General features: G+C 68.3%; 20 protein-coding genes. 12 read left to right on the top strand and 8 right to left on the bottom strand.

What is annotated here, in order from left to right; genetic code table 11:
* Positions 1 to 28 precede the first annotated feature (28 nt).
* Positions 29 to 886 (top strand): oxidoreductase, encoded by an 858-nt coding sequence (locus SD37_RS34705; protein ID WP_044856319.1) that lies wholly within the window; start codon positions 29 to 31, stop codon positions 884 to 886.
* Positions 887 to 945: 59 nt separating this feature from the next.
* Here the strand turns inward: SD37_RS34705 and SD37_RS34700 are convergent, their stop codons facing one another.
* Together SD37_RS34700 and SD37_RS34695 are read right to left on the bottom strand one after the other, a co-directional pair.
* Positions 946 to 1,770 carry an ABC transporter permease gene (locus tag SD37_RS34700; RefSeq protein WP_044856318.1) on the bottom strand — a complete coding sequence of 275 codons (825 nt, stop codon included), beginning with the start codon at positions 1,768 to 1,770 and terminating at the stop codon, positions 946 to 948.
* Positions 1,760 to 2,656: an ABC transporter ATP-binding protein gene (locus SD37_RS34695; protein ID WP_044856317.1), complete on the bottom strand. Its 897-nt coding sequence runs from the start codon at positions 2,654 to 2,656 to the stop codon at positions 1,760 to 1,762. Before SD37_RS34695 ends, SD37_RS34700 begins: the two co-directional genes overlap by 11 nt.
* A gap of 154 nt (positions 2,657 to 2,810) precedes the next feature.
* On the opposite strand from SD37_RS34695, the gene SD37_RS34690 reads away from it, so the two are divergent.
* On the top strand, positions 2,811 to 3,269 hold the full coding sequence (locus tag SD37_RS34690; RefSeq protein ID WP_037307770.1) for a membrane protein: 459 nt from the start codon (positions 2,811 to 2,813) through the stop codon (positions 3,267 to 3,269).
* 50 nt (positions 3,270 to 3,319) lie between these two features.
* Here the strand turns inward: SD37_RS34690 and SD37_RS34685 are convergent, their stop codons facing one another.
* Together SD37_RS34685 and SD37_RS34680 are read right to left on the bottom strand one after the other, a co-directional pair.
* Entirely contained in the window at positions 3,320 to 3,817 is a 498-nt protein-coding gene (locus SD37_RS34685; protein ID WP_083255170.1) for a hypothetical protein, read from the bottom strand.
* Positions 3,720 to 4,367, bottom strand: coding sequence for a hypothetical protein (locus SD37_RS34680; protein ID WP_044856316.1), 648 nt, complete (start codon positions 4,365 to 4,367; stop codon positions 3,720 to 3,722). The genes SD37_RS34685 and SD37_RS34680 overlap by 98 nt, the downstream gene beginning before the upstream one ends.
* 371 nt (positions 4,368 to 4,738) lie before the next feature.
* On the opposite strand from SD37_RS34680, the gene SD37_RS43305 reads away from it, so the two are divergent.
* The 5 genes from SD37_RS43305 (at position 4,739) to SD37_RS34660 (ending at position 10,607) form a co-directional block, all read left to right on the top strand.
* A complete protein-coding gene (locus SD37_RS43305; protein ID WP_167369681.1) occupies positions 4,739 to 4,912 on the top strand; it encodes a hypothetical protein in 174 nt (57 codons plus the stop codon).
* A gap of 110 nt (positions 4,913 to 5,022) precedes the next feature.
* The gene (locus SD37_RS34675) at positions 5,023 to 7,614 is read left to right on the top strand and encodes a CHAT domain-containing protein (RefSeq protein ID WP_044856315.1); all 2,592 of its coding nucleotides are present in this window, start codon (positions 5,023 to 5,025) and stop codon (positions 7,612 to 7,614) included.
* Positions 7,615 to 7,842: 228 nt separating this feature from the next.
* On the top strand, positions 7,843 to 8,358 hold the full coding sequence (locus SD37_RS34670; RefSeq protein WP_044856314.1) for a lytic polysaccharide monooxygenase auxiliary activity family 9 protein: 516 nt from the start codon (positions 7,843 to 7,845) through the stop codon (positions 8,356 to 8,358).
* A 77-nt stretch (positions 8,359 to 8,435) separates the two neighbouring features.
* Positions 8,436 to 9,383, top strand: coding sequence for a DNA polymerase domain-containing protein (locus SD37_RS34665; RefSeq protein ID WP_044856313.1), 948 nt, complete (start codon positions 8,436 to 8,438; stop codon positions 9,381 to 9,383).
* Between the two features lie 69 nt (positions 9,384 to 9,452).
* A complete protein-coding gene (locus SD37_RS34660) occupies positions 9,453 to 10,607 on the top strand; it encodes a 4-hydroxybenzoate 3-monooxygenase (protein WP_044856312.1) in 1,155 nt (384 codons plus the stop codon).
* Positions 10,608 to 11,057: 450 nt separating this feature from the next.
* On the opposite strand, the gene SD37_RS34655 is transcribed toward SD37_RS34660, so the two are convergent.
* The 3 genes from SD37_RS34655 to SD37_RS34645 form a co-directional block, all read right to left on the bottom strand.
* Positions 11,058 to 11,690: an AAA family ATPase gene (locus SD37_RS34655; RefSeq protein WP_044856311.1), complete on the bottom strand. Its 633-nt coding sequence runs from the start codon at positions 11,688 to 11,690 to the stop codon at positions 11,058 to 11,060.
* A 66-nt stretch (positions 11,691 to 11,756) separates the two neighbouring features.
* The gene (locus tag SD37_RS34650) at positions 11,757 to 12,443 is read right to left on the bottom strand and encodes a DUF998 domain-containing protein (RefSeq protein ID WP_044856310.1); all 687 of its coding nucleotides are present in this window, start codon (positions 12,441 to 12,443) and stop codon (positions 11,757 to 11,759) included.
* A 120-nt stretch (positions 12,444 to 12,563) separates the two neighbouring features.
* Positions 12,564 to 13,715, bottom strand: coding sequence for a beta-ketoacyl synthase N-terminal-like domain-containing protein (locus SD37_RS34645; RefSeq protein WP_044856309.1), 1,152 nt, complete (start codon positions 13,713 to 13,715; stop codon positions 12,564 to 12,566).
* A gap of 410 nt (positions 13,716 to 14,125) precedes the next feature.
* Here SD37_RS34645 and SD37_RS34640 point away from each other — a divergent pair, with 410 nt between their 5' ends.
* The 4 genes from SD37_RS34640 (at position 14,126) to SD37_RS34625 (ending at position 18,199) form a co-directional block, all read left to right on the top strand.
* Positions 14,126 to 16,447 (top strand): sensor domain-containing protein, encoded by a 2,322-nt coding sequence (locus tag SD37_RS34640; protein ID WP_236725189.1) that lies wholly within the window; start codon positions 14,126 to 14,128, stop codon positions 16,445 to 16,447.
* A 129-nt stretch (positions 16,448 to 16,576) separates the two neighbouring features.
* Positions 16,577 to 17,161 carry an Rv1733c family protein gene (locus tag SD37_RS34635; RefSeq protein ID WP_044856307.1) on the top strand — a complete coding sequence of 195 codons (585 nt, stop codon included), beginning with the start codon at positions 16,577 to 16,579 and terminating at the stop codon, positions 17,159 to 17,161.
* Positions 17,162 to 17,271: 110 nt separating this feature from the next.
* Positions 17,272 to 17,835 carry a TetR/AcrR family transcriptional regulator gene (locus SD37_RS34630; RefSeq protein WP_174567877.1) on the top strand — a complete coding sequence of 188 codons (564 nt, stop codon included), beginning with the start codon at positions 17,272 to 17,274 and terminating at the stop codon, positions 17,833 to 17,835.
* A 1-nt stretch (position 17,836) separates the two neighbouring features.
* Positions 17,837 to 18,199 carry a tautomerase family protein gene (locus tag SD37_RS34625; RefSeq protein ID WP_044856305.1) on the top strand — a complete coding sequence of 121 codons (363 nt, stop codon included), beginning with the start codon at positions 17,837 to 17,839 and terminating at the stop codon, positions 18,197 to 18,199.
* On the opposite strand, the gene SD37_RS34620 is transcribed toward SD37_RS34625, so the two are convergent.
* Entirely contained in the window at positions 18,200 to 18,928 is a 729-nt protein-coding gene (locus tag SD37_RS34620; protein ID WP_044856304.1) for a CDP-alcohol phosphatidyltransferase family protein, read from the bottom strand. It abuts the gene before it with no gap.
* 60 nt (positions 18,929 to 18,988) lie between these two features.
* On the opposite strand from SD37_RS34620, the gene SD37_RS34615 reads away from it, so the two are divergent.
* Positions 18,989 to 19,969, top strand: a complete 981-nt coding sequence (locus SD37_RS34615) for a zinc-dependent alcohol dehydrogenase (RefSeq protein ID WP_044856303.1) — start codon at positions 18,989 to 18,991, stop codon at positions 19,967 to 19,969.
* The last annotated feature ends 8 nt before the right edge of the window (positions 19,970 to 19,977 follow it).

The following is a 19,977-nucleotide window of genomic DNA, read 5'->3' as shown; positions in this document are numbered from 1 at the left end:
GGGGACCCACTTTGCACAAGGAGCGATCATGAGCCCAGGCGGCACTCTCACCCTCGGCGATCTCACGGTGAGCCGGATGGGCTACGGCGCCATGCGGCTGTCCGGCCCCGGTATCTGGGGACCCCCGAGTGACCGCGAAACCGCCATCGCCGTCCTTCGCGAGGCGGTCGAACTGGGCGTGACCCACATCGACACCAGCGACTTCTACGGCCCGCACACGGTCAACGAGCTGATCCGCGAGGCGCTGCACCCCTACCCGGAGAACCTGCACATCGTCACGAAGGTGGGCGCGAAGCGGACTCCGGACAAGGGCTGGCCTTCGGCGCTTTCGCGTGAGGAACTGACCTCCGCGGTCCACGACAACCTGCGCAACCTCGGCGTCGACGTGCTCGACGTCGTCAACCTGCGGCTCGCGGGCGCGCACGGCGAATTCCCGATCCCGGTTTCGATCACGGAGCCGTTCGAGGTGCTCGCCGAGCTGCAGCAGCAGGGGCTGATCCGGCACCTCGGCCTCAGCCACGTCTCGGCGGAGCAGGTCAAGGAAGCGCGTGCCATCGCGCCGGTCGTCTGCGTGCAGAACGAGTACAACGTCGCGCAGCGCGCCAACGACGGTCTGCTCGACGCCCTCGCGGCCATCAGCGTCCCGTTCGTGCCGTACTTCCCGCTCGGCGGGTTCACGCCACTGCAGTCCGGCGTGCTCGACGACTGCGCCCGCCGCGTCGACGCGACACCGATGCAGGTCGCGCTCGCGTGGCTGCTGCAGCGGTCGCCGAACATCCTGCTGATCCCGGGTACGTCCTCGCCGCAACACCTCCGTGAGAACATCGCCGCCGCGGACCTGGAACTGCCCAAGGACGTCATCGCGGACCTCGACGCCCTCGCCTGATCCCGCGTGAAGGCCCCCTTACCTCGGCTGAGTCGAGGGAAGGGGGCCTTCACGCGCGTTCAGAGGACATCCCGGCGCCGCAGCAGCCAGCCGCCGAGGGCGGCGAAGGCCACCAGATATCCGGTCACCACCAGCGTCGCCTGGGGGATGCCGACGAGCTCCCCGACCCCCGGCGTCGCACCCGAGGCGCCGAGCGACGCGGCCAGCGAACCGGCGTTGGCCCCGGGAAGGGCCAGCTGGAGGGTGTCGACCCAGTCCAGCAGCGGGGCCGCGACGCCGAACAGCAGGTTCTGGACGATGAGCAGCCACACCAGGCCGAGCCCGATCGGCAGCGCCACCCCGCGCATCGCGATGGCGAGCGCCGCGCCGAGCACCGCCCAGGTCATCGCGATCAGCCAGCCCGCCCCGATCCCGGTCACCAGCGAGCCGGGCGACGGCCAGTCCATCGGCTCGCCTTCCGAGGAGGCGATGAGCGCGCTCGTGATCGCGCCGGTCGCGAAGCTCGTCAGCACGACGGTGAGGCTCGCGACGGCCAGTGCGAACAACTTTCCACTGTAGACGGTCAGTCGCGAAGGACCTTGTGTCAGCACGGTCTTCCAGGTGCCCCAGCCGTATTCGGTGCCGACGGCCAGCACGCCGAGCACGAGCAGGATCGCCCCGAGGAACACCGGGAGCCCGCCGATCGAGTTGCCGACGAGGTTCGACGGCAGGGTCGCGGCCAGCCCGCGATCCGTGCCCGGGGCGCCGCTCGACGAGCCCGCCGCGCCCGCGAGCGGCAGCAGATAAGTGAACGTGAGGCCGAGGACGACCGCGATCCCCAGCATGAACCAGTTCGCCGGACGCCGGACGAGTTTCGCCAGTTCGGCCGTGCAGCTACCCCACATGATCCGCCACCTCTCCGGTGAGCTTGAAGAACACCTGTTCCAGATCCCGTTCGCGGACATGCAGTTCCCGCACTGCGATCCCTTCCGTGACGAGTTCGCGGTTCAGCCACGCCGCGCGCTCCGGGTCGACGGTCAGGTCGAGGCCGGTCCCGCTCGCGGCCACGTTCTCCCCGCCGATCCAGCGCTTCGCCAGCTCGGCGGCCCGCGTGACCTCGTCCACCTCGACGTGCAGCACCGTGCCGCCGCGGAGTTCGGCCACCGTGTTCTCCGCGACCAGCCTGCCGTGCGAGACGACGCCGACGCGATCGCAGATCTGCTGGACCTCGCCCAGCAGATGACTCGACAGCAGCACGGTGCAGCCCTCCGCGCCGAGCCGCCGGATCAGCACGCGCATATCGGCCATCCCCGCCGGGTCGAGGCCGTTGGTCGGCTCGTCGAGGATCAGTAGCCGAGGATCCTTCAGCAGTGCCGCCGCGACACCGAGTCGCTGCTTCATGCCGAGCGAGTACGTCGAATACCGGTCTTTGCCGCGCCCGGCCAGATCGACCAGCGCGAGCACTTCGCCGACACGACGCGGATCCGTTCCGCTGTACCGGGCCAGCACCTTCAGATTGTCCGAACCGGACAGATACGGGTAGAACCCCGGCGATTCGATCAGCGCGCCGACCCCGTCGAGGTCGCCGGGCGGCCTGCCGAACAGCCGCACCTCGCCGGAGGTCGGCCGTACGAGACCAAGCAACATCCGCAATGTGGTCGTCTTGCCGGCGCCGTTCGGGCCGAGGAAGCCGTAGATCTCACCGGGAAGCACGGTCAGGTTCATCCGGTCGACGGCGAGGTGCTCGCCGTACCGTTTCGTGAGTTCGTCTGTGTCCACGGGAATGGTCATGGTGACGAATGGTGTCCGCCGCGAGGCGCCGGCACATCCGTTCCCAAGCGGCTTTTCGCGTACGTCAGCGGACGTAGCCGATGGCCGGAATCCTGTGATATCTGTCGAAAACACCGGTACCGGGCGGGTGGGTGACGATCTTAGGCTCGGCAGCGTGTCGAAAGTCCTCTTGATCCTGCATGTACTCGCCGCCGTCATCGCGATCGGGCCGGTCACCGTGGCGGCGAGCATGTTCCCGGCCGCCGCGCGCCGCGCTTTCACCGAACCGGGGTCCGGGCTGTCCGTGTTGCGGGCGCTGAACCGGATCTGCCGGGTCTACGCCGTCGTCGGCATCGCGGTGCCGTTCTTCGGACTGGCGACGGCGGGCAGTATGCGGGTCTTCGGTGACGCGTGGGTGCTCGTGTCGATCGTCCTCACCGCCGCGGCCGCCGGTGTCCTGGCGTTGCTGGTCTTGCCGGGGCAGAACGCGATCCTCGCCGCGCTGGACGCCGAACCGCCATCGGAACCGGTGACGGCCGGACGGGTGGCGATGTACACCGGGATGTTCAATCTGCTCTGGGCCGTGGTGACGGTGCTGATGATCGTGCGGCCGGGGTCGTCCACAAGCTCGTGAGTGGTAATGACGGTTCTAACCGTCATTACCACTCACGAGGCTTTGTGCTGTTACGCCCTCAGCAGCTGGTTGAAGAACGACCGGTAGCGGCGCAGCGCGATCCGGAGGTCCTCGGTGGCCGGTTCGCCCTGGCTCCACGCGGATTCCAGTTCCTTCTTGTGGTCGGCGAACGTCGAGGCCAGGTTCTGGATCACGACGGCGACCAGTTCGTCGGCCTCCTTGACCGCCCGTCGCGGATCGTCCACGAAGGCCGTCTGGATGCCTTGCCAGCTGTCGCGGAAGCGCTCGACGTCGGTGTCGTCGAACAACGTTTGCTCACCGTCGTCCTCTGTGGACTCCGCAGTGGCGGTTTCCGTGGTGGACTCGGGTTCGGCGGCCACCAGGTCCTCGGTGCTCAGCGCCTGGCCCTCGTCCCGGCCGTCGGTTCCGGTGCCGAGGTCGCCGCGGTCGTCAGCGGTCCGATCCCCGTCGAGCCGGTCTGTCGTCCTCGCGACGTGTTCCGTGGTCCGCGGTTCCGTTCCCTCGGTTTCCAGAGGCCTGCTTTCCATGACTTTCCGCTCCTTCGCCACCGTCGGTCAACAGATCTTCGAACACCACGCGGTAATGCTTCATCGCTTCACGCATGTCCTCTGTGGACATTTCGGATTCCCGATGGCGCTCCAGCGTGTCGTGCCCGGCGCGGTAGTGCCGTATCGCGTTCGCGTGCCGGACGGAGAGGTCCGCGAGCTGCTGGTCGTACCCTTCGGTCGGGTAACCGCGCTCGGCCATCAGGGAGACCAGTACCCGGTCCGCCTCGACGACGGCGCCGGACGGGCGATCGACGAACTGTTCCTGGATCAGCGCCCATTCCTGCGCGTACCGGTCCTTTGTGGTCTGCGGCAGCGGGCGGATGTCGAGATCCGAATGGCGTTTCATCCGCGACGAAAGGTCGCGTTCCGCCTCCCGCGGACTCTCGTGTTCCTTGACGGCCCGGTCGTATTCGGGCCCGAACGTCTCACGCAAGCGCCGCCTGCGTTGCTCGGCGACCACGAACCAAGCGGCCGCGCCCACCACCAGGACGGCGGCGATGACGATGATGATGACCAACCACGTGGGCATCGTTATCTCTCCTCCGGATATTTGCCGGTCAACCCCCGACAGGCGGTGGATGCCCCTGCATTCATCTTCGGAAACCCTTGTGGCACAAGAACTTTTGGATCTTAGGCCGGATGGCGCAGTGGAATGACCTCGATTCGCCGCCGGCTCGGCAAACAGTACGGCCATCCGGGCTAAGTCGTGAGGTTCGCTAACTAGGCGTCCCTCTTTCGGGTGCCGCCGATGACTCAGTGTAGGTAAAAACTCCCGATCATTGCTCCGTTGTGGCACTATTGCCCCATTCGCAGGAAGAGGGCCTGCGATCGGAGGGGACCCGGTGCGATGGGGTCGCCTGGCACGGCAAATGAAAGATCATCAGGGGAGGAGATCGACAAATGTCGACGCCTACGGACGTCAAGGACCCCATCGGCGAGGAGGATCCGGTCGACCCGGCCGGACCCAAGCCCGACCAGGGGGAACACCGGCACAGCCCCGACTGTGAGCACAACCGGAACCGTTTCTTCGACTGCGCGGGCGGCTGCATCCAGACGCCGCCCCCGACGCCCTGATCGCGTGAGTCGATGGCCTCGGTCCGCCCGTCGGGGTATTCCCCGGCGGGCGGCGGTCTTTCGGCTACGGACTGTGCTGTCATAGATCAGTGGTTGTAACGGAACTCGGGATGGCCGAAGCCATCCGACAGGCACGTGCCCTGCAGCGGGCCGGGGTCGACGCGGTCTGCTCGGCGCGGCCGCGTGAGGGTTTGAAGCTGCTCCACCGGGGCATGTCGGTACTCGACTCGGTGGAATCCGCCGTCGAAGGCGACCGGTCGGAGTGGCTGGCCGCGCGGATCCGCCTCACGAACTCACTCGTCGCGCTCGGCACGGAAACCGGCGGTGAGGTCGCCGCCGGCCTGGCCGAGCTGGACGAGGTGCGCTCGCTCCTCGCCGAGGTCGGCGATCGGGTACTCCACGCGGAACTCCGCGGCGCCATCGACCACAACTACGGGCTGCTGCTCATGGCGGTGGGCCGGAACGAGGACGGTATCGCCTATTTCGACGCCTCGATCGAGAGCAAGGAATTCGTTCTCGCTTCGGCTCAGGATCCGGTTCCCGTCCTGCATCCCTATCTGGGAACGATGATCACTCGTGGGCTCGCTTATACGCGGTTGGGTGACGTTCGCCGGGCCCGTGAGGATCTGTCCCGGGCGATGGACATCGCGGAGAAGTACGAACTGCGGTTGCAGGCGGCCGATGTCCGGCGACCGCTCGGTTCACTCGAACTGAGGATCGGGAATGTTCCCGCCGCCCTCCGCCTGTACGAGGAAAGCGAACGGATCTACCAGGCCCTGGACGTCGAGGTGCACCCGCTTCTGCGGCTCGACCAGGCCCAAGCACTGCTCGCCGCCGGACTGGCGGACGAGGCGGGCCGGCATCTCGACGAGGTACTGGAGGTCATGCACGCACAGAGCAGCACCACCCGCGAGCTGGGGTACGCGGAGTTGTACCGGGCGTCCGCGGCGCTGCTCGGCGACGACCTCGAACTCGCCCGGCGGTACGCCGCGTCCGCGCGGCGCAGGATGCTCCGCTGGGGATGCCAGACCTGTGTCGCCAACGCGACCATCGTCGGCCTGCGTGCCGACGTGCGGGATGCCTTGCGTACCAACGAAATTCCGCTCACGTTGACCGCCCGCGCGCTGCGCGCGGCGAACGCGATGCCGATGCCGCGGCTGGCCGATCAGGCCGCGCTGGCGCGCATGCTGGCCGTCCGGGTCGAATTGCGGAAGGGGAAACGCAAGCGCGCGGCCGACCTGCTGGCGCGGATTCCGCGGCCGGGCCGGCTCACGTCCGTCGATTACCGGATGTTGCGACGGCTTTGCCGGGCGGAACTCGCGGTGGCCGAGGGGAACAAGACCAAGGCGCTGGCCGAGATCCGGGCCGGGCTCACCGAACTCGACCGCGTCCGCGATCGGATGGGCGGGATCGAACTCGTCTCCGGGACGGCGTTGCACGGCCGGGAGCTGGCGGATCTGGCGGTCAAGATCGTGCTGGAGCGTGCCGACGCGGCCCGGCTGTTCGGCTGGACGGAGCGGACCCGCGCGCAGAGTCACCGGTACGAACCCGTTGCGGCGACCGATCCGGATCTCGCGGAGCGGGTCGCCGAGGTCCGGGGTCTCGATCAGGCCATCCATCAGGCGCAGCACGAAGGGCATCCGACGGCGGCTTTGCGCGCGAAGCACGCCGAGCGCTTGCGTGAGGCGCACCGGCTCGGCTGGCACACCGGACGCTGGGGCAGGCCGCGGCCGGTCGCGGGGCTCGCCGAGGTGGCGGACGAGCTGGGGGAACGCGCGCTGGTGAGTTTCGCGTCCTCCGGGGACGAGCTGGTGGCGATGGTCGTCACCGGCGGACGGTGTGAACTGGTGCGGCTCGGTTCGGCGGCGCTGGCGGCGGAATCCGCGCGCATGCTGAACGTCGACCTCGACGCGCTCGCGCCGGATCAGCTGCCAGCCCCGCTCGTCCGGTCGGTGCTCGGTTCGGCCAGGAAACAGGCGGAACGGCTGGACGTCCAGTTGATCCGGCCGCTGGCGGAGCTGCTCGGGGACCGCGGTCTGGTCGTCGTGCCGACCGGTCCGCTCTACGCCGTCCCGTGGGGTGTCCTGCCGTCGCTGCGGTCACGGCCGATCGTCGTCGCTCCGTCGGCGACGGCGTGGCTGGGGGCGGAGCGTTCGGCGCTGTCACGCGCGCGGAAGGTCGTTCTCGTGCGCGGTCCCGGGCTGGTGGGGAGCAGGGGTGAGCTGGAGAAGCTCGCGACGCATTACCGGACAGCGCATACGCTGACCGGGGCCGAGGCGACGGTGAAGTCCGTCCTGCACGCGCTGGACGGCGCGAAGCTCGCGCACATCGCCGCGCACGGCGCGCACGAACCGGAGAACGCGTTGTTCTCCCGGCTGGAACTGGCCGATGGAGCGCTGTTCGCGCACGAAATGGCCGGGCTCGCGCAGCCGCCGTCGCAGGTCGTCTTCGCGGCGTGCGAACTGGCGCTCAACCGGATCCGGCCCGGCGACGAGGTCCTCGGTTTCGCCAGCGCGTTGCTCGCCGGCGGTTCGCGGACGGTGATCGCGCCGTTGAGCCGAGTCGGTGACGAAGCCGCGGCGGCGGCGATGGACGACTACCACCGCAGGCTCGCCGAAGGAGCAGGACCGGCGACGGCCTTGGCGGACACCATCGCGGTTGACCCGTTCCGGCGGCCGTTCGTCTGTTTGGGTGCGGGCTGATCGCCCGTCTTGACAACTCCTGTTCGATCTTCACCGGGCGAAGCGCCCGGTTGGTTACTCTTGACCGAGTCGTCTGAACCAATTATGGTCTAGACCACGTTCGCCTGCTCGGCGCTTCGGCGGATGTGGTCCCAACCGTCATTGGTTTTCGCTCACTGTGGCCCCAGAACCGCTGGTTCGTGGACGGTTCTGCCACCGGGTCAGCGGTGGGTGTCGAAAGGGGTATGCATGAGCTTCAAACGAAGGCTTTTGACCCTGGCGGCAGGTGCGGCGATGGTGCCGGCCGTGCTGGTCGCGATTCCGGCGGGAACGGCAAGTGCGCACGGCTATGTCTCCTCACCCGCGAGCAGGCAGGCGCAATGCGCGCAGAACACCGTTTCCTGCGGTGATATCAAATGGGAACCGCAAAGTGTCGAGGGCCCCAAGGGGCTCATGAGCTGTAACGGCGGAGTCGGCCGTTTCGCGGATCTCAACAACGACAGCAAGGGCTGGAAGGTGCATTCCCTCGGCCGCACCACCTCGTTCCGGTGGACGCTGACCGCTCGCCACCGCACCAGCACCTGGGAGTACTTCGTCGACGGTGCCAAGGTCGCGACCATCAACGACAACGGCGCGCAGCCGGGTGCGACGGTCACGCACAGCGTGAACCTGCAGCAGAGCGGGCGGCACAAGATCCTCGCCCGCTGGAACGTCTACGACACGGCGAACGCGTTCTACGCCTGTATCGACGCCAACATCAGCTGAGAGTGGGTCTCGTGAGTGGTAAAGACGGTTAGAACCGTCTTTACCACTCACGAGACTTTTTGTGCCAGGCTCACCCCATGAGCGATGACGAACGCGACGGGGTCAAGCTGACCAACCTCGACCAGCCGTTGTTCGAGGGCGCCACCAAACGCGACCTGGTGGACTACCTGGACGCCGTCGCCGGCCACATCCTCCCGGTGCTGGCGGACCGGCCGTTGTCGGTGATCCGCATCCTGCGCGGCCAGGGCCCGTTCATGCAGAAGAACCTGCCCAAGTACACGCCGGACTGGGTGAAGCGGCACGAGATGTGGGCCGAGACCTCGAAGCGGCAGGTTTCCTACGCGCTCTGCGACGATCGCCGCACGCTCCTGTGGTTCGCGAACCAGCGTGCCGTCGAATATCACCCGACATTGATGCGCGCGAGCGACGACACGGGCCCGACCCATCTCGTCCTCGACCTCGACCCGCCACCCGGTGACGACTTCGCACCCGTCGTCAACGCCGCGGGACTGGTGAGGCAGGCACTCGCCGATTCCGGTCTCGCCGGCGCGGTGAAGACCAGTGGTTCCAAGGGAGTGCACATTTTCGTCCCGCTGGTACCGGGACAGGGTTTCGACGACGTCGCGGCCGCGACCCGAGCGCTCGCCGCTCGCGCGGAGGCCGTCGACCCGTCGGTCGCGACGACCGCGTACATCGTGGAAGACCGCGAGGGGAAGGTGTACCTCGATTCCACGCGGGCGGGCGGGAACACCGTCGCGGCGGCGTACAGCCCGCGATTGCGGCCGGGGATGCCGGTGTCGTTCCCCGTCGCGTGGGATGACCTGGAGAACGTCGTCCCCGCCGATTTCACCGTCCGTACCGCGCCCGCGCTGTTGGACGGCAAGGATCCCTGGGCCGAGGCGATGCCCGGACCGCAGACGCTGCCCGCCGACCTCGTCGCGCAGGGGCACACGATCCCGGTCGCCCGGGTGGTGGCGATGCACGAAGGGAAACGACGGGCACGAATGCGTGCCCAGAAGGGCTGAACGCCCACCGTACGAAGGTGTTTTGTGTACCTTGGACCGCAGGGGGCGGCGGAGGTACTGGGGGCTTTCGTGGGAAAGAACGACGCTGATGTACTGATCGCGGGCGCGGGTCCGGCCGGGCTCGTACTCGGGAATCTGTTGCGCGCGGCCGGGATCGAGTGCCTGATCCTGGAGCGGCGAAGCCGTGAGCATGTCGAAAACCGGGCCAGGGCCGGGTTTCTGGCCGCGAACAGTGTCCGTGTGCTCACCGAGAACGGACTCGCCGACGGGCTGCTCCGCAACGGTGCCGAGCACGACACCTGCGCCTTCCGTAATGAGCGGACGGAATTCGAGCTCAAGTACGGCGAACTCGGCAACCGTGAGGTGCACACTGTTTACCCGCAACAATTCCTGGTCACCGACCTGATCGCGGAATTCCTCGCCCGCGGCGGGGAGATCAGGTTCGAGGCCGAGGTGTCCTCGGTGTCGGGAACGGACGCCACCGTCATCGCCGATGATCTTCTCTTGCGTGCCAGGTACATCGCCGGATGCGACGGTCAGCACGGCGTCTCGCGGAGATCTGTGCCCGCGCGGATCTTCCGGCGGGACCACGAGATCTCGTGGCTCGCGATCCTCGCCGAGGCCCCGCCCAGTATGTCCGCGATCGGCTACGCGCTCCACGAACGCGGGTTCGCCGGGCATATGGCGAGGACTCCGACGGTGACGCGTTATTACCTCGAAGTCCCGCGCGGTGAGGACCCGGAAGCCTGGACGGACGACCGGATCTGGGACGAACTGCGGCTGCGGATGGGCGCCGAACGTCACGGCGAGCTCAAACGCGGCCCCGTCATCGAACGCCGGATCGTGGACCTGTCCTCGCGGGTGATGGACACGATCCAGCGCGGGAACCTGTTCCTCGCGGGCGACGCGGCGAGCCTGATCAGCCCGTCCGCGGCGAAAGGCGCGAACCTCGCGCTGATGGAGGCCGAGATCCTCGGCCGCGCCCTGATCACCGCCTTCGAGAAGCGGGACACCACGGCGCTTGACCGCTATTCGGCGGAGTGCCTGCCGCGGATCTGGCGGGCGCAGGAGTTCTCGCACTGGATGATCAACCTGCTGCACAGCCCGGCCGGCTACGGCGACGAGGCCCTGTTCCAGCGGGCCCTGCGGGACGCGCGGCTGGAAAGCCTGCGCGTCTCGCGGGCGCATCAGGACTTCTTCGCCGAGAACTACGTGGGCATCTGACCCTTCCGCGCCGACTTCGGTCCAACGGCTCGTGAGTGGTAAGTGCCGTTCTAGGCACCTACCGGGGTCGGTTCGGTTAGCGGCTGGCCGTGAAGGCCTCCTTGAGGGACTCAGGGTCCCTCAAGGAGGCCTTCACACCTTCCCCAGTACATGATGGCCCCCTTCCTGGACCGACGGCGACTTTCTCGGCGGTCGAATGAACCGGTGGATCAGCACGTCCGTATCTCGGTGCAGAGGCCCGGGGTTTCCGGCCTTGGGCGGTACGGCGGACGGAGCTCGCATGGTGGCGTCTCAGTTTTCCCGTTTCACCGGCTTTCCCGCACAAGCCGGCTTCCCGCGACCGCGGTGACGACGATGCCGGTACGCATCCGTTGGGGGCCATGGAACCCGTGTCCGCATCCGAACGGTCCTGGTCCTTCGGAGGAACCCGAACCCGGGGGACAGGAGCCGTCAACTTGCGCGCACTGTGGACGCGGTCGTCCGCTCGACGGGGACGAGCCGGACGTCGCCTGAGGGCCGGGTGCTTCTCACGGGCTCCTCCTCGGCGACGAAGCTCAGTGCCCCGCTGGCCTCGCGGGTCACCATCCGAGCGCTGGACCACCCCGCCGGTACCCAGCCGGCGCGCAGTTCGCGACGCAGTTTCCCGGCCCTTCTGACGTGACGGGCGAACGAGCGCCACCGGATGACCCGCCCGCGCGCGACTTGGCCGGCGCGGGCCTCCTCCGGTGTCACGTCGAGCCACAGCAGCCGGACCGGGCGGCGGCTCAGCAGGCCGAGCAGGGCCAGCAGCCCGCGCGTCGTCGCCCGGGTCGACGGCTCGTGCACGACCAGCGGGCCGCCGTCCGCCAGCGCGAACCCGATGACGCGCGCGCGGTGCCACAGGTGGACGAGCGGCCGATAGCACCGGTACGGCAACGCCGAGGGCAGCCGCTCGCGCAGTCTGCCGCGGACCTGGTCGGAATCGAGCACCGGCATCGCGCCGGTCGCCGCCCGGGACAGCAGCGTGGTCTTGCCCGCCCCGGGGATCCCCGCGACCACGAGGAGATCGCGGCGCCCGAGCTGGAGTGCGATGCGCTCTGTCATAAGGCGACAACGACCCGGGGAATGGCAAAGGTTCCTTTACCTTCGGGTGTGCGGTCGAAGCCCAGGTCAGGCCTCCGGCAACGGCGCGGACGCGCTCGGCACCCCGGGGACGTCGGCGGGCTTGTCCGGCAGCAGCGTCCCGCCCTTGGTGAGCCAGGCCACGCCGAACGCGAGGATCGCGATGGACTCCAGCCACAGCGCCGGGTAGAGCGACTTCGTCACGTCGTCGAAGAACAGCCCGCAGAGCACGATCAACGCCAGGCACACCAGCATGATCACGCCGGAGGTGACGTACAGCCGGTTCCGCTCGGGTTTGCGGGGGCCGGGGATCGCCTTGTCCGACTTGGTGAACAGCACGATGCAGAAGAACGCCAGTACCAGGAAGAAGACCGCGGCGAAGGCCAGGTGCAGCATGCCGATGATCTCGTCCGCGCGGTCGCCGTTCGCCGGTGTCGTCGGGAAGAGCGCCACCCCGACCGCGGCCACCGCCGCGATATTGCCCGCGATGTCGTCGACCCGGCCGTAACCCCGGTAGGACAACAGGAAGACGCCGATGGCGCACATGGTGCCGACCCAGACGTCGCGCATTCCCGAGTAGTAGTACCCGCTGATCGAGTTGAGCAGCCCGCCACCGTCGACGACCAGTTTCCCGAACACGAGCACGAAGGGCAGCCCGACCCCGAGGAAACCTATGGCACGCCTTAAGAACAGGTAGTTGTGGACGAAAGTGTCGGACGCCGTTCTCGGGCTCATGGCCGCCTCCGTGCTCAGTGCGTGTCGCTACCGGGGAGTATCACCCACCGGACCACGCGAAATGACGGTTCGTGACGACGTTGAGACCGTGTGTTATCGAATTGGTCGGCTGGAAGTCGGCTAGGCGGCGTCCAGTACGACGGCGGTGACGTAGCCGCCCATCCCGATCGACGTCTTGACGGTGAGCCCGCTTTCCGGCCGCGACGGTCCGTCCATCAGCTGCGGATGCCCGTCCGCCACCGGTTTCGGCGCCGGGATGAGGTCACGCCGCGCCGCGAGACAGGTCGCCACGATCTCGGTCAGCGCGCTGCCCGACTGGCTGTGCCCGGTCAGCGGTTTGATCGAGAAGATCTCGGTACTGCCGGGGAAGACCGCTTCGAGGATCTGGGCTTCCGTGCGGTGACAGAGTTTCGTGCCGGTTCCGTGCGCGTTCACGTACCGGACGTCCGCCGCGTCGGCGTTCGCGTTCTCCAGCGCCTCGGTCACCGCCGCGATCGCGGTCGACGGATCGGGGTCGAGCGCCATCGCGTTGTGCGCCTCGTGCGTCATGGCGCCGCCGAGCACGGTGGCGTACGAGTCCGTCTTCCGCCGGGTCATCACGACCGCCACCGACGCCTCGGAGAAGGTGAAACCCCTTGTGCCCTCTTGGAAAGGGCGGCACGCGTCGAGTGGAGGCACATCGGTGACCGCGACGCCGCAGTGCACGAAATGCCGGACGACCTGCCGGGTCGCGGACAGATCGGTGGTGACCACCACGACGTCGTCGGCCATCCCCGCGTCCAGCCACATCTTCGCGGTGAGCACCGCGGCGTTGCCGGTCGCGCACATCGCGGACGCGGTCATCGACGGGCCGTGGAAGCCGAATTCGGCCATGAGCGAGGTGATCGGCGTCGACGGCATCATGCCGATGAACTCGCGCCGGTACGCGAGCCGTTCCCCGAGGGCGTGGAAACCGTCCCAGGTCCGCATGTCGTCGCGGACGCCGCCGTAGATGAGCCCGACCTTGCGGCCGGGAGTCCAGCCGTTCGCCCCGGCGTCCTCGATCGCTTCCCGTGCCGCCGCGAGCAGTGCGCGGCAATGCAGGCTGCCGTCCCTCGGTCTGCCGCCCTCGGGGATGTGGCCGACCCAGCCGGGCAGTTCGCGGGTCTCGCCGAACCCGTCGACGAGCTGGGCGCCGGGGAGGCCGCTCACGAGGCCCTGCCAGAGTGATTCGCGCCCCCAGCCGTAGGCGGTTACGGCTCCGATGCCGCAGATGTCGGTTTTGCTCCGCACGTGTTTCCCTTCAACTACATTCCGTCAACGCTGGGGTGGAAAAGCCGCACCGATCGACTGGCCGAGGAGGACGGCTACGTCGATTTAGTGATCTAATCGGAAGCTACATCAGTCGAGTAGGGGGTTTGGATCACATGGATCCTGACGATCTCGACGGTGGGACTCCCGACACCCGCCGGCCCTCGGATCAGGATTCCTCGCCAGCGAACGGCGCCACGACCTGCACGGTTGGCGTATCCAACCCGCCGGCTGGGACGACCTCCCGGCACGCGTCGCTCGTCCGTCTGCTGACCGAGTTGTCCACCGAGAGGGATCATCGTGGTGACCCGGCTCTCGCTTTTCTGAGCCAGGGGTACCGCCTTTTGGAGCAAAATTCCGACGGCGGGACTTTGGGTACGCAATACCTCACGATGGTCGAGGCGAGTCCGTACGGCATCTGTGTCCATCAGCGCGGCAAGGTCGTGTTCGTCAACTCGGCCGCGATGCGGTTCGTCGGCGCCTCGGTGTCGACCGAACTCGTCGGCCTGCACATCACGGACATGGTCGACACCGGCTCGCAGGACGCGCTGCTCGCCCGGATCGGATCGCTGGCCGCGCCCGGTTCGTTCAGCGAGCCGACCGAGATGACGCTGCTGACCCTCGGCGGCGGCAAGGTCACCGTCGAATCCCAGGCGGTGCTCACCACGTGGGAGGGCAAACCCGCCTACCAGGTGATCATGCGCGACCTGAGCACGCAGAAGGCCGCCGAAGCCGGTCTGCGGTTCCAAGCCGCGCTGGTCGGCCACGCCAGTGACGCGATCATCGCGACCTCGCCCGACGGACTGGTGACGAGCTGGAATCCGGCGGCCGAAGCGGTCTACGGGCACGAACTTGACGAAGTCATCGGGGTGCCGGTGTCGGAGGTCGTCGGCGCGCCGATGGACCCGCGGGAGGTCGTCGCGGCGGGCGGAGTCGTGCAGGCGACGCATTTCAGTGCCGACGGCACCGCGCTGGCGGTACGCGTCTCGGCGGCCGAGATGTTCGACGGTTACGTGCTCCTGTGCGCCGACGAGACCGCGCAGCGCCGGGCCGAAGCCGAATTCGCGACCGTCGTCGAAACGCTCGACGAAGGCGTGCTGGTGGTCGGCCCGAGTGGGCGGATCGAACTGGCGAACTCCGCCGCGCACCGGATCTCCGGCGTGCCGGAGGGCTCCCTGATCGGCCTGGAGAGCCGGACGCTGCGGCTGCACGACGAGCGGGGTGTCCCGGTGCCGGTCGACGATCTGCCGTCCGCGCGGGTGCGGCGTTCCGGGAAGGTCGAGACGGGGCGGGTCGTGCAGGTGCGGCGGCGGGACGGCGCGCACCGGTGGCTTTCGCTGACGTCCGGTCCGCTGATGGCGCCGGGGCAGAGCGTGCCGTCGGTGCTGACGTCGTTCGCCGACATCACCGAACGGCGGGCGATCAGCGAGCGGCTGGCTTACGAGGCGACCCATGACCCGCTGACCAGGCTGGCGAACCGCACGCTCGCGCTGAACCATCTGCGGCGCACGATCGCCGATCCGGCGCTCACCACCACCGTGCTGTTCATCGACCTCGACAAGTTCAAGATCATCAACGATTCGCTCGGTCATACCGTCGGCGACCAGGTGCTGCGCATCGTCGGCGAGCGGCTGCGGGCCGCCGCCGGGCACTCGGACCTGGTCGGACGGCTCGGCGGGGACGAGTTCCTGGTCATCACCACCGGTTATACCGAAGCGGCGGAGGTGCGGGCGCTGGCCGACCATCTCCAGCGGCGGCTCGCCGAGTCGCTCACCGTGCATGGCCGGGAACTGCATATCAATACGAGCATCGGAATAGTGCTCGCCGAACCCGGTGATACCCGCACCGCCGATGAATTGCTGGAAGACGCCGATTTGGCGATGTACCAGGCGAAGACATTCGGACCCGGCCGATATGCGTTCTATGCGCCGATCATGCGGGAACGGGTCCAGGATCGTTTCATTCTCGAACAGGATCTGCGGAACGCCGTCGCGGAAGGCCTCATCGAGACCGTTTATCAGCCCGTCGTGGATTTGCGGACCGGCGACATGGTCGCGGTGAAGGCGAAGTCCCGCTGGGATCATCCCGTCCGGGGACCGATCGATCCGGCGGAATTGGTCGAGATCGCCGACGACGGCGATCTGCTGACGATCATCGGTGCGGAGGTTCTTGCCAAAGCCGCCGGCGAGATCTCCCGATGGCGTGCCGATCATGATGTGCACTGTAATGTGAACGTGAGTCTTTCGGTGCGCCAATTGGGCGATCCCACGCTACTGCAATTGGTCCAGACCACTTTGGACGAAGCGGGTCTGGGCCCGCAGGATCTCAGTCTCGACGTCGACGAAACGGCACTGAAAGACGCGGCCGACGCCGTCGACGCGCTGCGGAAGACCGGGGTCAAGGTCACCGCGGAACGGTTCGGCGCCGGGTATTCCTCGCTCGCGCAGTTGTGCCGTCTCGATCTCAACGTGATCGAAATCGACCGCTCTTTCGTGGCCGATCTCGGAAGGTCGAGCGATGCCGAGCCGATCGTCGCCGGGATCATGGCGATGGCGCACGCGGTCGACCTCGTGGTGGTCGCCGAAGGGGTCGAGACCGAGCGGCAATTGAAGGTGCTGCACGAACTCGGCTGCGATTGGGCGAAGGGGCCGCTGGTGGCCCCGCCGGGTCCGGTGGAGGACCTGAAGTCCGCGTACGAACACGTCGTGCGGTGAACCGGGCGCCGTCCGCGCACGTGGTCCTCGGTGAGAACGTTCCTCGCCGCTGACAGGACCAAAGCCTCCTGTTTCCCCCGGTCTTCGCGGCGCAGTCTTGTCGGTGGGGAACCGAGAAGGAGGCGCGTCATGCCGCTGGTGTTCCTGTGGCGCCGGATCCACCTCGGCCGGAATCCGCTCGCCAGGGTCTGGGACCGGATCGAAGCGGCGATCCTCGTCGGCGGTGTCGCGGCGGCGCTGCTCGGCGTCCCGCTGGCTGCGGCCGCCGGTTCGGAGGCCTACGCGAGCGCGATGGCGCGCTCGGCGCTCGAAACGGCCGGCCGTCATTCGACGACGGCGTTCCTGCTCGAAGACGCTCCGCCGGCCCGTTTCGGCGTCGACGGGACTCCCTCGACTCAGACCGCCGAGGTGGCGGCTCGCTGGGCGTTGCCGGATGGGACCTTCCGCGAGGCGCCCGTCGCCGCCGATCTCGGCGCTTCGGCGGGCGAAGGCGTGACGGTGTGGCTCGACGAGTCCGACGCCCTCGTCGCCCCGCCGGTGACGCCCGCTGACGCGACCAGTACGGGCGTCGGTGTCGGGGTGGGGGTCTGGCTGATCGCGGTGACGCTGCTGGCGGCGGGGTATCTGCTCGCGCGCCACCTGCTGGACCGGGCGCGGCGCGCGGCCTGGGATCGCGAGTGGGAGCGGGTCGGGCAGGACTGGACGCGCTCCTGAGTGCCCCCGCGGGTCGCCTTTAGCGGGCTAAACGCGACGCGGCGGGGGTCTCGCCTTTAGCGGGCTAAACGCGACTTGTCTCTGTACCTACTAGTATGTACGGTGACAGCGTGGACAAGAGGGAACGGCTCATCGAGAGCACTCGCGAACTTCTGTGGGAGCGCGGGTACGTCGGCACCAGCCCGAAGGCGATCCAGGAGCGCTCCGGCGCCGGCCAGGGCAGCATGTACCACCACTTCCAGGGCAAATCCGAACTCGCGCTGGCCGCGATCGGCCGCAACGCCGACGACCTGCGGGCCAAGGCGGAAGCCGAGTTCGCCGGACCCGGCTCGGTCGTCGAGCGGATCGCCGTCTACCTGCGCCGCGAGCGTGACGTGCTCAAGGGCTGTCCGGTCGGCAAGCTCACCCAGGATCCGGACGTGATGGCGGATCCGGACCTGCGAAGGCCGGTCGAGGAGACCTTCGGCTGGCTCACCGGCCGTCTCGCCGAACTGCTCGACGAGGGTCGCGCGGCCGGCGAACTCGACCGGTCGCTCGACCCCGCCGCCACGGCGACCGCGCTGGTCGCGGTCCTGCAGGGCGGTTACGTCCTCGCCCGCGCCGCGGGCTCACCGGACGTTTTCGCGAAAGCCGTCGAAGGGGCCCTCGGGCTCCTCGCCACCAAGGAGAACTGACATGCCCTTCGTCCGCATCGACGCCATCGGGACCGACAAGCTCGAAGCCCTCGGCAACGCCGTCCACGACGCGATGGTCGAAACGCTCGGCATCCCGGCCGACGACCGCTTCCAGGTCCTCAACGGCCGGAGCACCTTGAAATACGAGGACTACCTGGGGATCCACCGCGACGAAGGGGTCGTGTTCGTCGCGATCACCATGCGGCCGGGCCGGACCGACGAGCAGAAGAAGTCGCTGTACCGGCGGATCGCGGAACTCGCGGAGGAGTACTCGGGGACGGAGCCGCGGAACGTGCTCGTCACGATCACCGAGACCGATCTGATCAACTGGTCGTTCGGGAACGGCGAAGCGCAATACGCGTGATCACGCGACGTCGGCCGTCACGCGCCGGCGGGGTTCGACAGGAGCGGTACTGAAGGCGTGCTGCTCCAGCAGCCACCACGTGTCGCGCCCGAAAGACCAGGTCAGCAGGCCGAGCGCGCCCAGCGTGACGGCGTAGGCGGTCCACAGCGGCAAGAGCGTCGAGGCCGCCGTTACCAGCACGATGCCCTGCACGGCCGCGACCGTCTTCCGCGCCATGCTCGACGGCAGCGGGTTGTTCAGCCACGGCCACAACCGGCTCGCGGCGACGAAGACGTACCGCATCGCGCCGATCGTGAGGACCCACGGTCCCAGCGACTGCGCGACGGTGACGCTCAGGATCAGGATCAGATACGCGTCGACCTCCATGTCGAAACGCGCGCCGAGCGGCGACACGGTGCCGGTGCGGCGGGCGACCTGGCCGTCGACGGCGTCCAGCGCCAGGGCCACCGAGGCGATGACGACCATCGCGGCGATCTCCCGGCCCGCGGTGTCGACGACGAGCGCGGTCACGCAGCCGACCAGCGCGGAGCGGCCGAGGGTGACGGCGTCGGCCGGGCCGAGGGAGCGCGCGGTGCTCCGGTTCAGGCCGTAGGTGAGGAATCCGCCGACGGCGACGCCGTAGACCGCTCCGGCGATCCAGCCCAGCGGGCCCAGTCCGACGACGGCGTCCAGTCCGCCGAGAAGGGCCAGCTGGACGAGGACCCCCAGGAAAACTCCGGGGTTGATCACGAGGCCTCCTCGTTATGGTGACGACGACCCCGTTTTCGAGGTCCGACATGAGAGGACACGATGGAACGCGCCTTCTGGTTCAGTGGCTCCGGTGGCGGCGAGCTGAGGCCGGTCACGCTCCCTCCGGTCGGCGACGGCGACGTGCTGGTCCGCACCCTGTGCACCGGTGTCAGCCGGGGCACCGAGACGCTCGTCTTCCGCGGCGAGGTCCCGGCGAGCCAGCGCGAGGCCATGCGCGCGCCGTTCCAGGAAGGCGACTTCCCCGGACCCGTGAAGTACGGCTACCTCAATGTGGGCGTCGTCGAACAAGGTCCGGCCGAACTGGTCGGCCAGGTCGTGTTCTGCCTCTATCCGCATCAGACCCGCTACGTCGTCCCCGCGTCGGCCGTCACGCCGGTGCCGCGCGGGGTGCCGCCGGAGCGGGCGATCCTCGCCGGGACGGTCGAGACCGCGGTCAACGCCGTCTGGGACGCCGCGCCCAGACTCGGCGACCGGATCGCCGTGATCGGCGCCGGCATGGTCGGCGGAAGCGTCGCGAAACTGCTGGCCGGTTTCCCGGCCACCCGGGTGCAGCTGATCGACGTCGACCCGGAGCGCGCGAAGATCGCCGAAGCGCTCGGTGTCGACTTCTCGACACCGGAGGACGCGCTGGGCGACTGCGACCTCGTCGTGCACGCCAGCGCGAGCGAGGCCGGGCTCGCGCGGGCACTGGAACTGCTCGCGCCGGAGGGCGAGGTCATCGAGCTGAGCTGGTACGGCGACCGCCGGATCAGCGTCCCGCTCGGCGAGAACTTCCACTCCCGCAGGTTGACGATCCGCTCCAGCCAGGTCGGCATGGTCTCCCCGGCGCGCCGCGCGAACCGGAGCTACGCCGACCGCTTGGCGATCTCTTTGCGTCTTCTGGCCGATCCGGCCTTTGAGGTGCTGGTCAGCGGGGAATGTGCATTCCATGAACTACCGGACGTGCTGCCGCGTCTGGCCGCGAATGAACCGGGAACGCTCTGCCTCCGTGTCACCTATCAGGTGGAGGACACGCGTTAAGGGCACGA

Source organism: Amycolatopsis orientalis, assembly GCF_000943515.2.
Lineage (GTDB): Bacteria > Actinomycetota > Actinomycetes > Mycobacteriales > Pseudonocardiaceae > Amycolatopsis > Amycolatopsis orientalis.
The sequence above is the reverse complement of the archived record's forward strand: the minus strand, read 5'-3'. Positions and strand labels throughout refer to the sequence as shown.

Coding starts and splice junctions, on each gene's coding strand:
- SD37_RS34705 (WP_044856319.1), top strand. CDS start 29: ATGAGCCCAGGCGGCACTCTCACCCTCGGCGATCTCACGGTGAGCCGG.
- SD37_RS34700 (WP_044856318.1), bottom strand. CDS start 1,770: ATGTGGGGTAGCTGCACGGCCGAACTGGCGAAACTCGTCCGGCGTCCG.
- SD37_RS34695 (WP_044856317.1), bottom strand. CDS start 2,656: ATGACCATTCCCGTGGACACAGACGAACTCACGAAACGGTACGGCGAG.
- SD37_RS34685 (WP_083255170.1), bottom strand. CDS start 3,817: ATGGAAAGCAGGCCTCTGGAAACCGAGGGAACGGAACCGCGGACCACG.
- SD37_RS34680 (WP_044856316.1), bottom strand. CDS start 4,367: ATGCCCACGTGGTTGGTCATCATCATCGTCATCGCCGCCGTCCTGGTG.
- SD37_RS43305 (WP_167369681.1), top strand. CDS start 4,739: ATGTCGACGCCTACGGACGTCAAGGACCCCATCGGCGAGGAGGATCCG.
- SD37_RS34675 (WP_044856315.1), top strand. CDS start 5,023: ATGGCCGAAGCCATCCGACAGGCACGTGCCCTGCAGCGGGCCGGGGTC.
- SD37_RS34670 (WP_044856314.1), top strand. CDS start 7,843: ATGAGCTTCAAACGAAGGCTTTTGACCCTGGCGGCAGGTGCGGCGATG.
- SD37_RS34665 (WP_044856313.1), top strand. CDS start 8,436: ATGAGCGATGACGAACGCGACGGGGTCAAGCTGACCAACCTCGACCAG.
- SD37_RS34655 (WP_044856311.1), bottom strand. CDS start 11,690: ATGACAGAGCGCATCGCACTCCAGCTCGGGCGCCGCGATCTCCTCGTG.
- SD37_RS34650 (WP_044856310.1), bottom strand. CDS start 12,443: ATGAGCCCGAGAACGGCGTCCGACACTTTCGTCCACAACTACCTGTTC.
- SD37_RS34640 (WP_236725189.1), top strand. CDS start 14,126: ATGGTCGAGGCGAGTCCGTACGGCATCTGTGTCCATCAGCGCGGCAAG.
- SD37_RS34635 (WP_044856307.1), top strand. CDS start 16,577: ATGCCGCTGGTGTTCCTGTGGCGCCGGATCCACCTCGGCCGGAATCCG.
- SD37_RS34625 (WP_044856305.1), top strand. CDS start 17,837: ATGCCCTTCGTCCGCATCGACGCCATCGGGACCGACAAGCTCGAAGCC.
- SD37_RS34615 (WP_044856303.1), top strand. CDS start 18,989: ATGGAACGCGCCTTCTGGTTCAGTGGCTCCGGTGGCGGCGAGCTGAGG.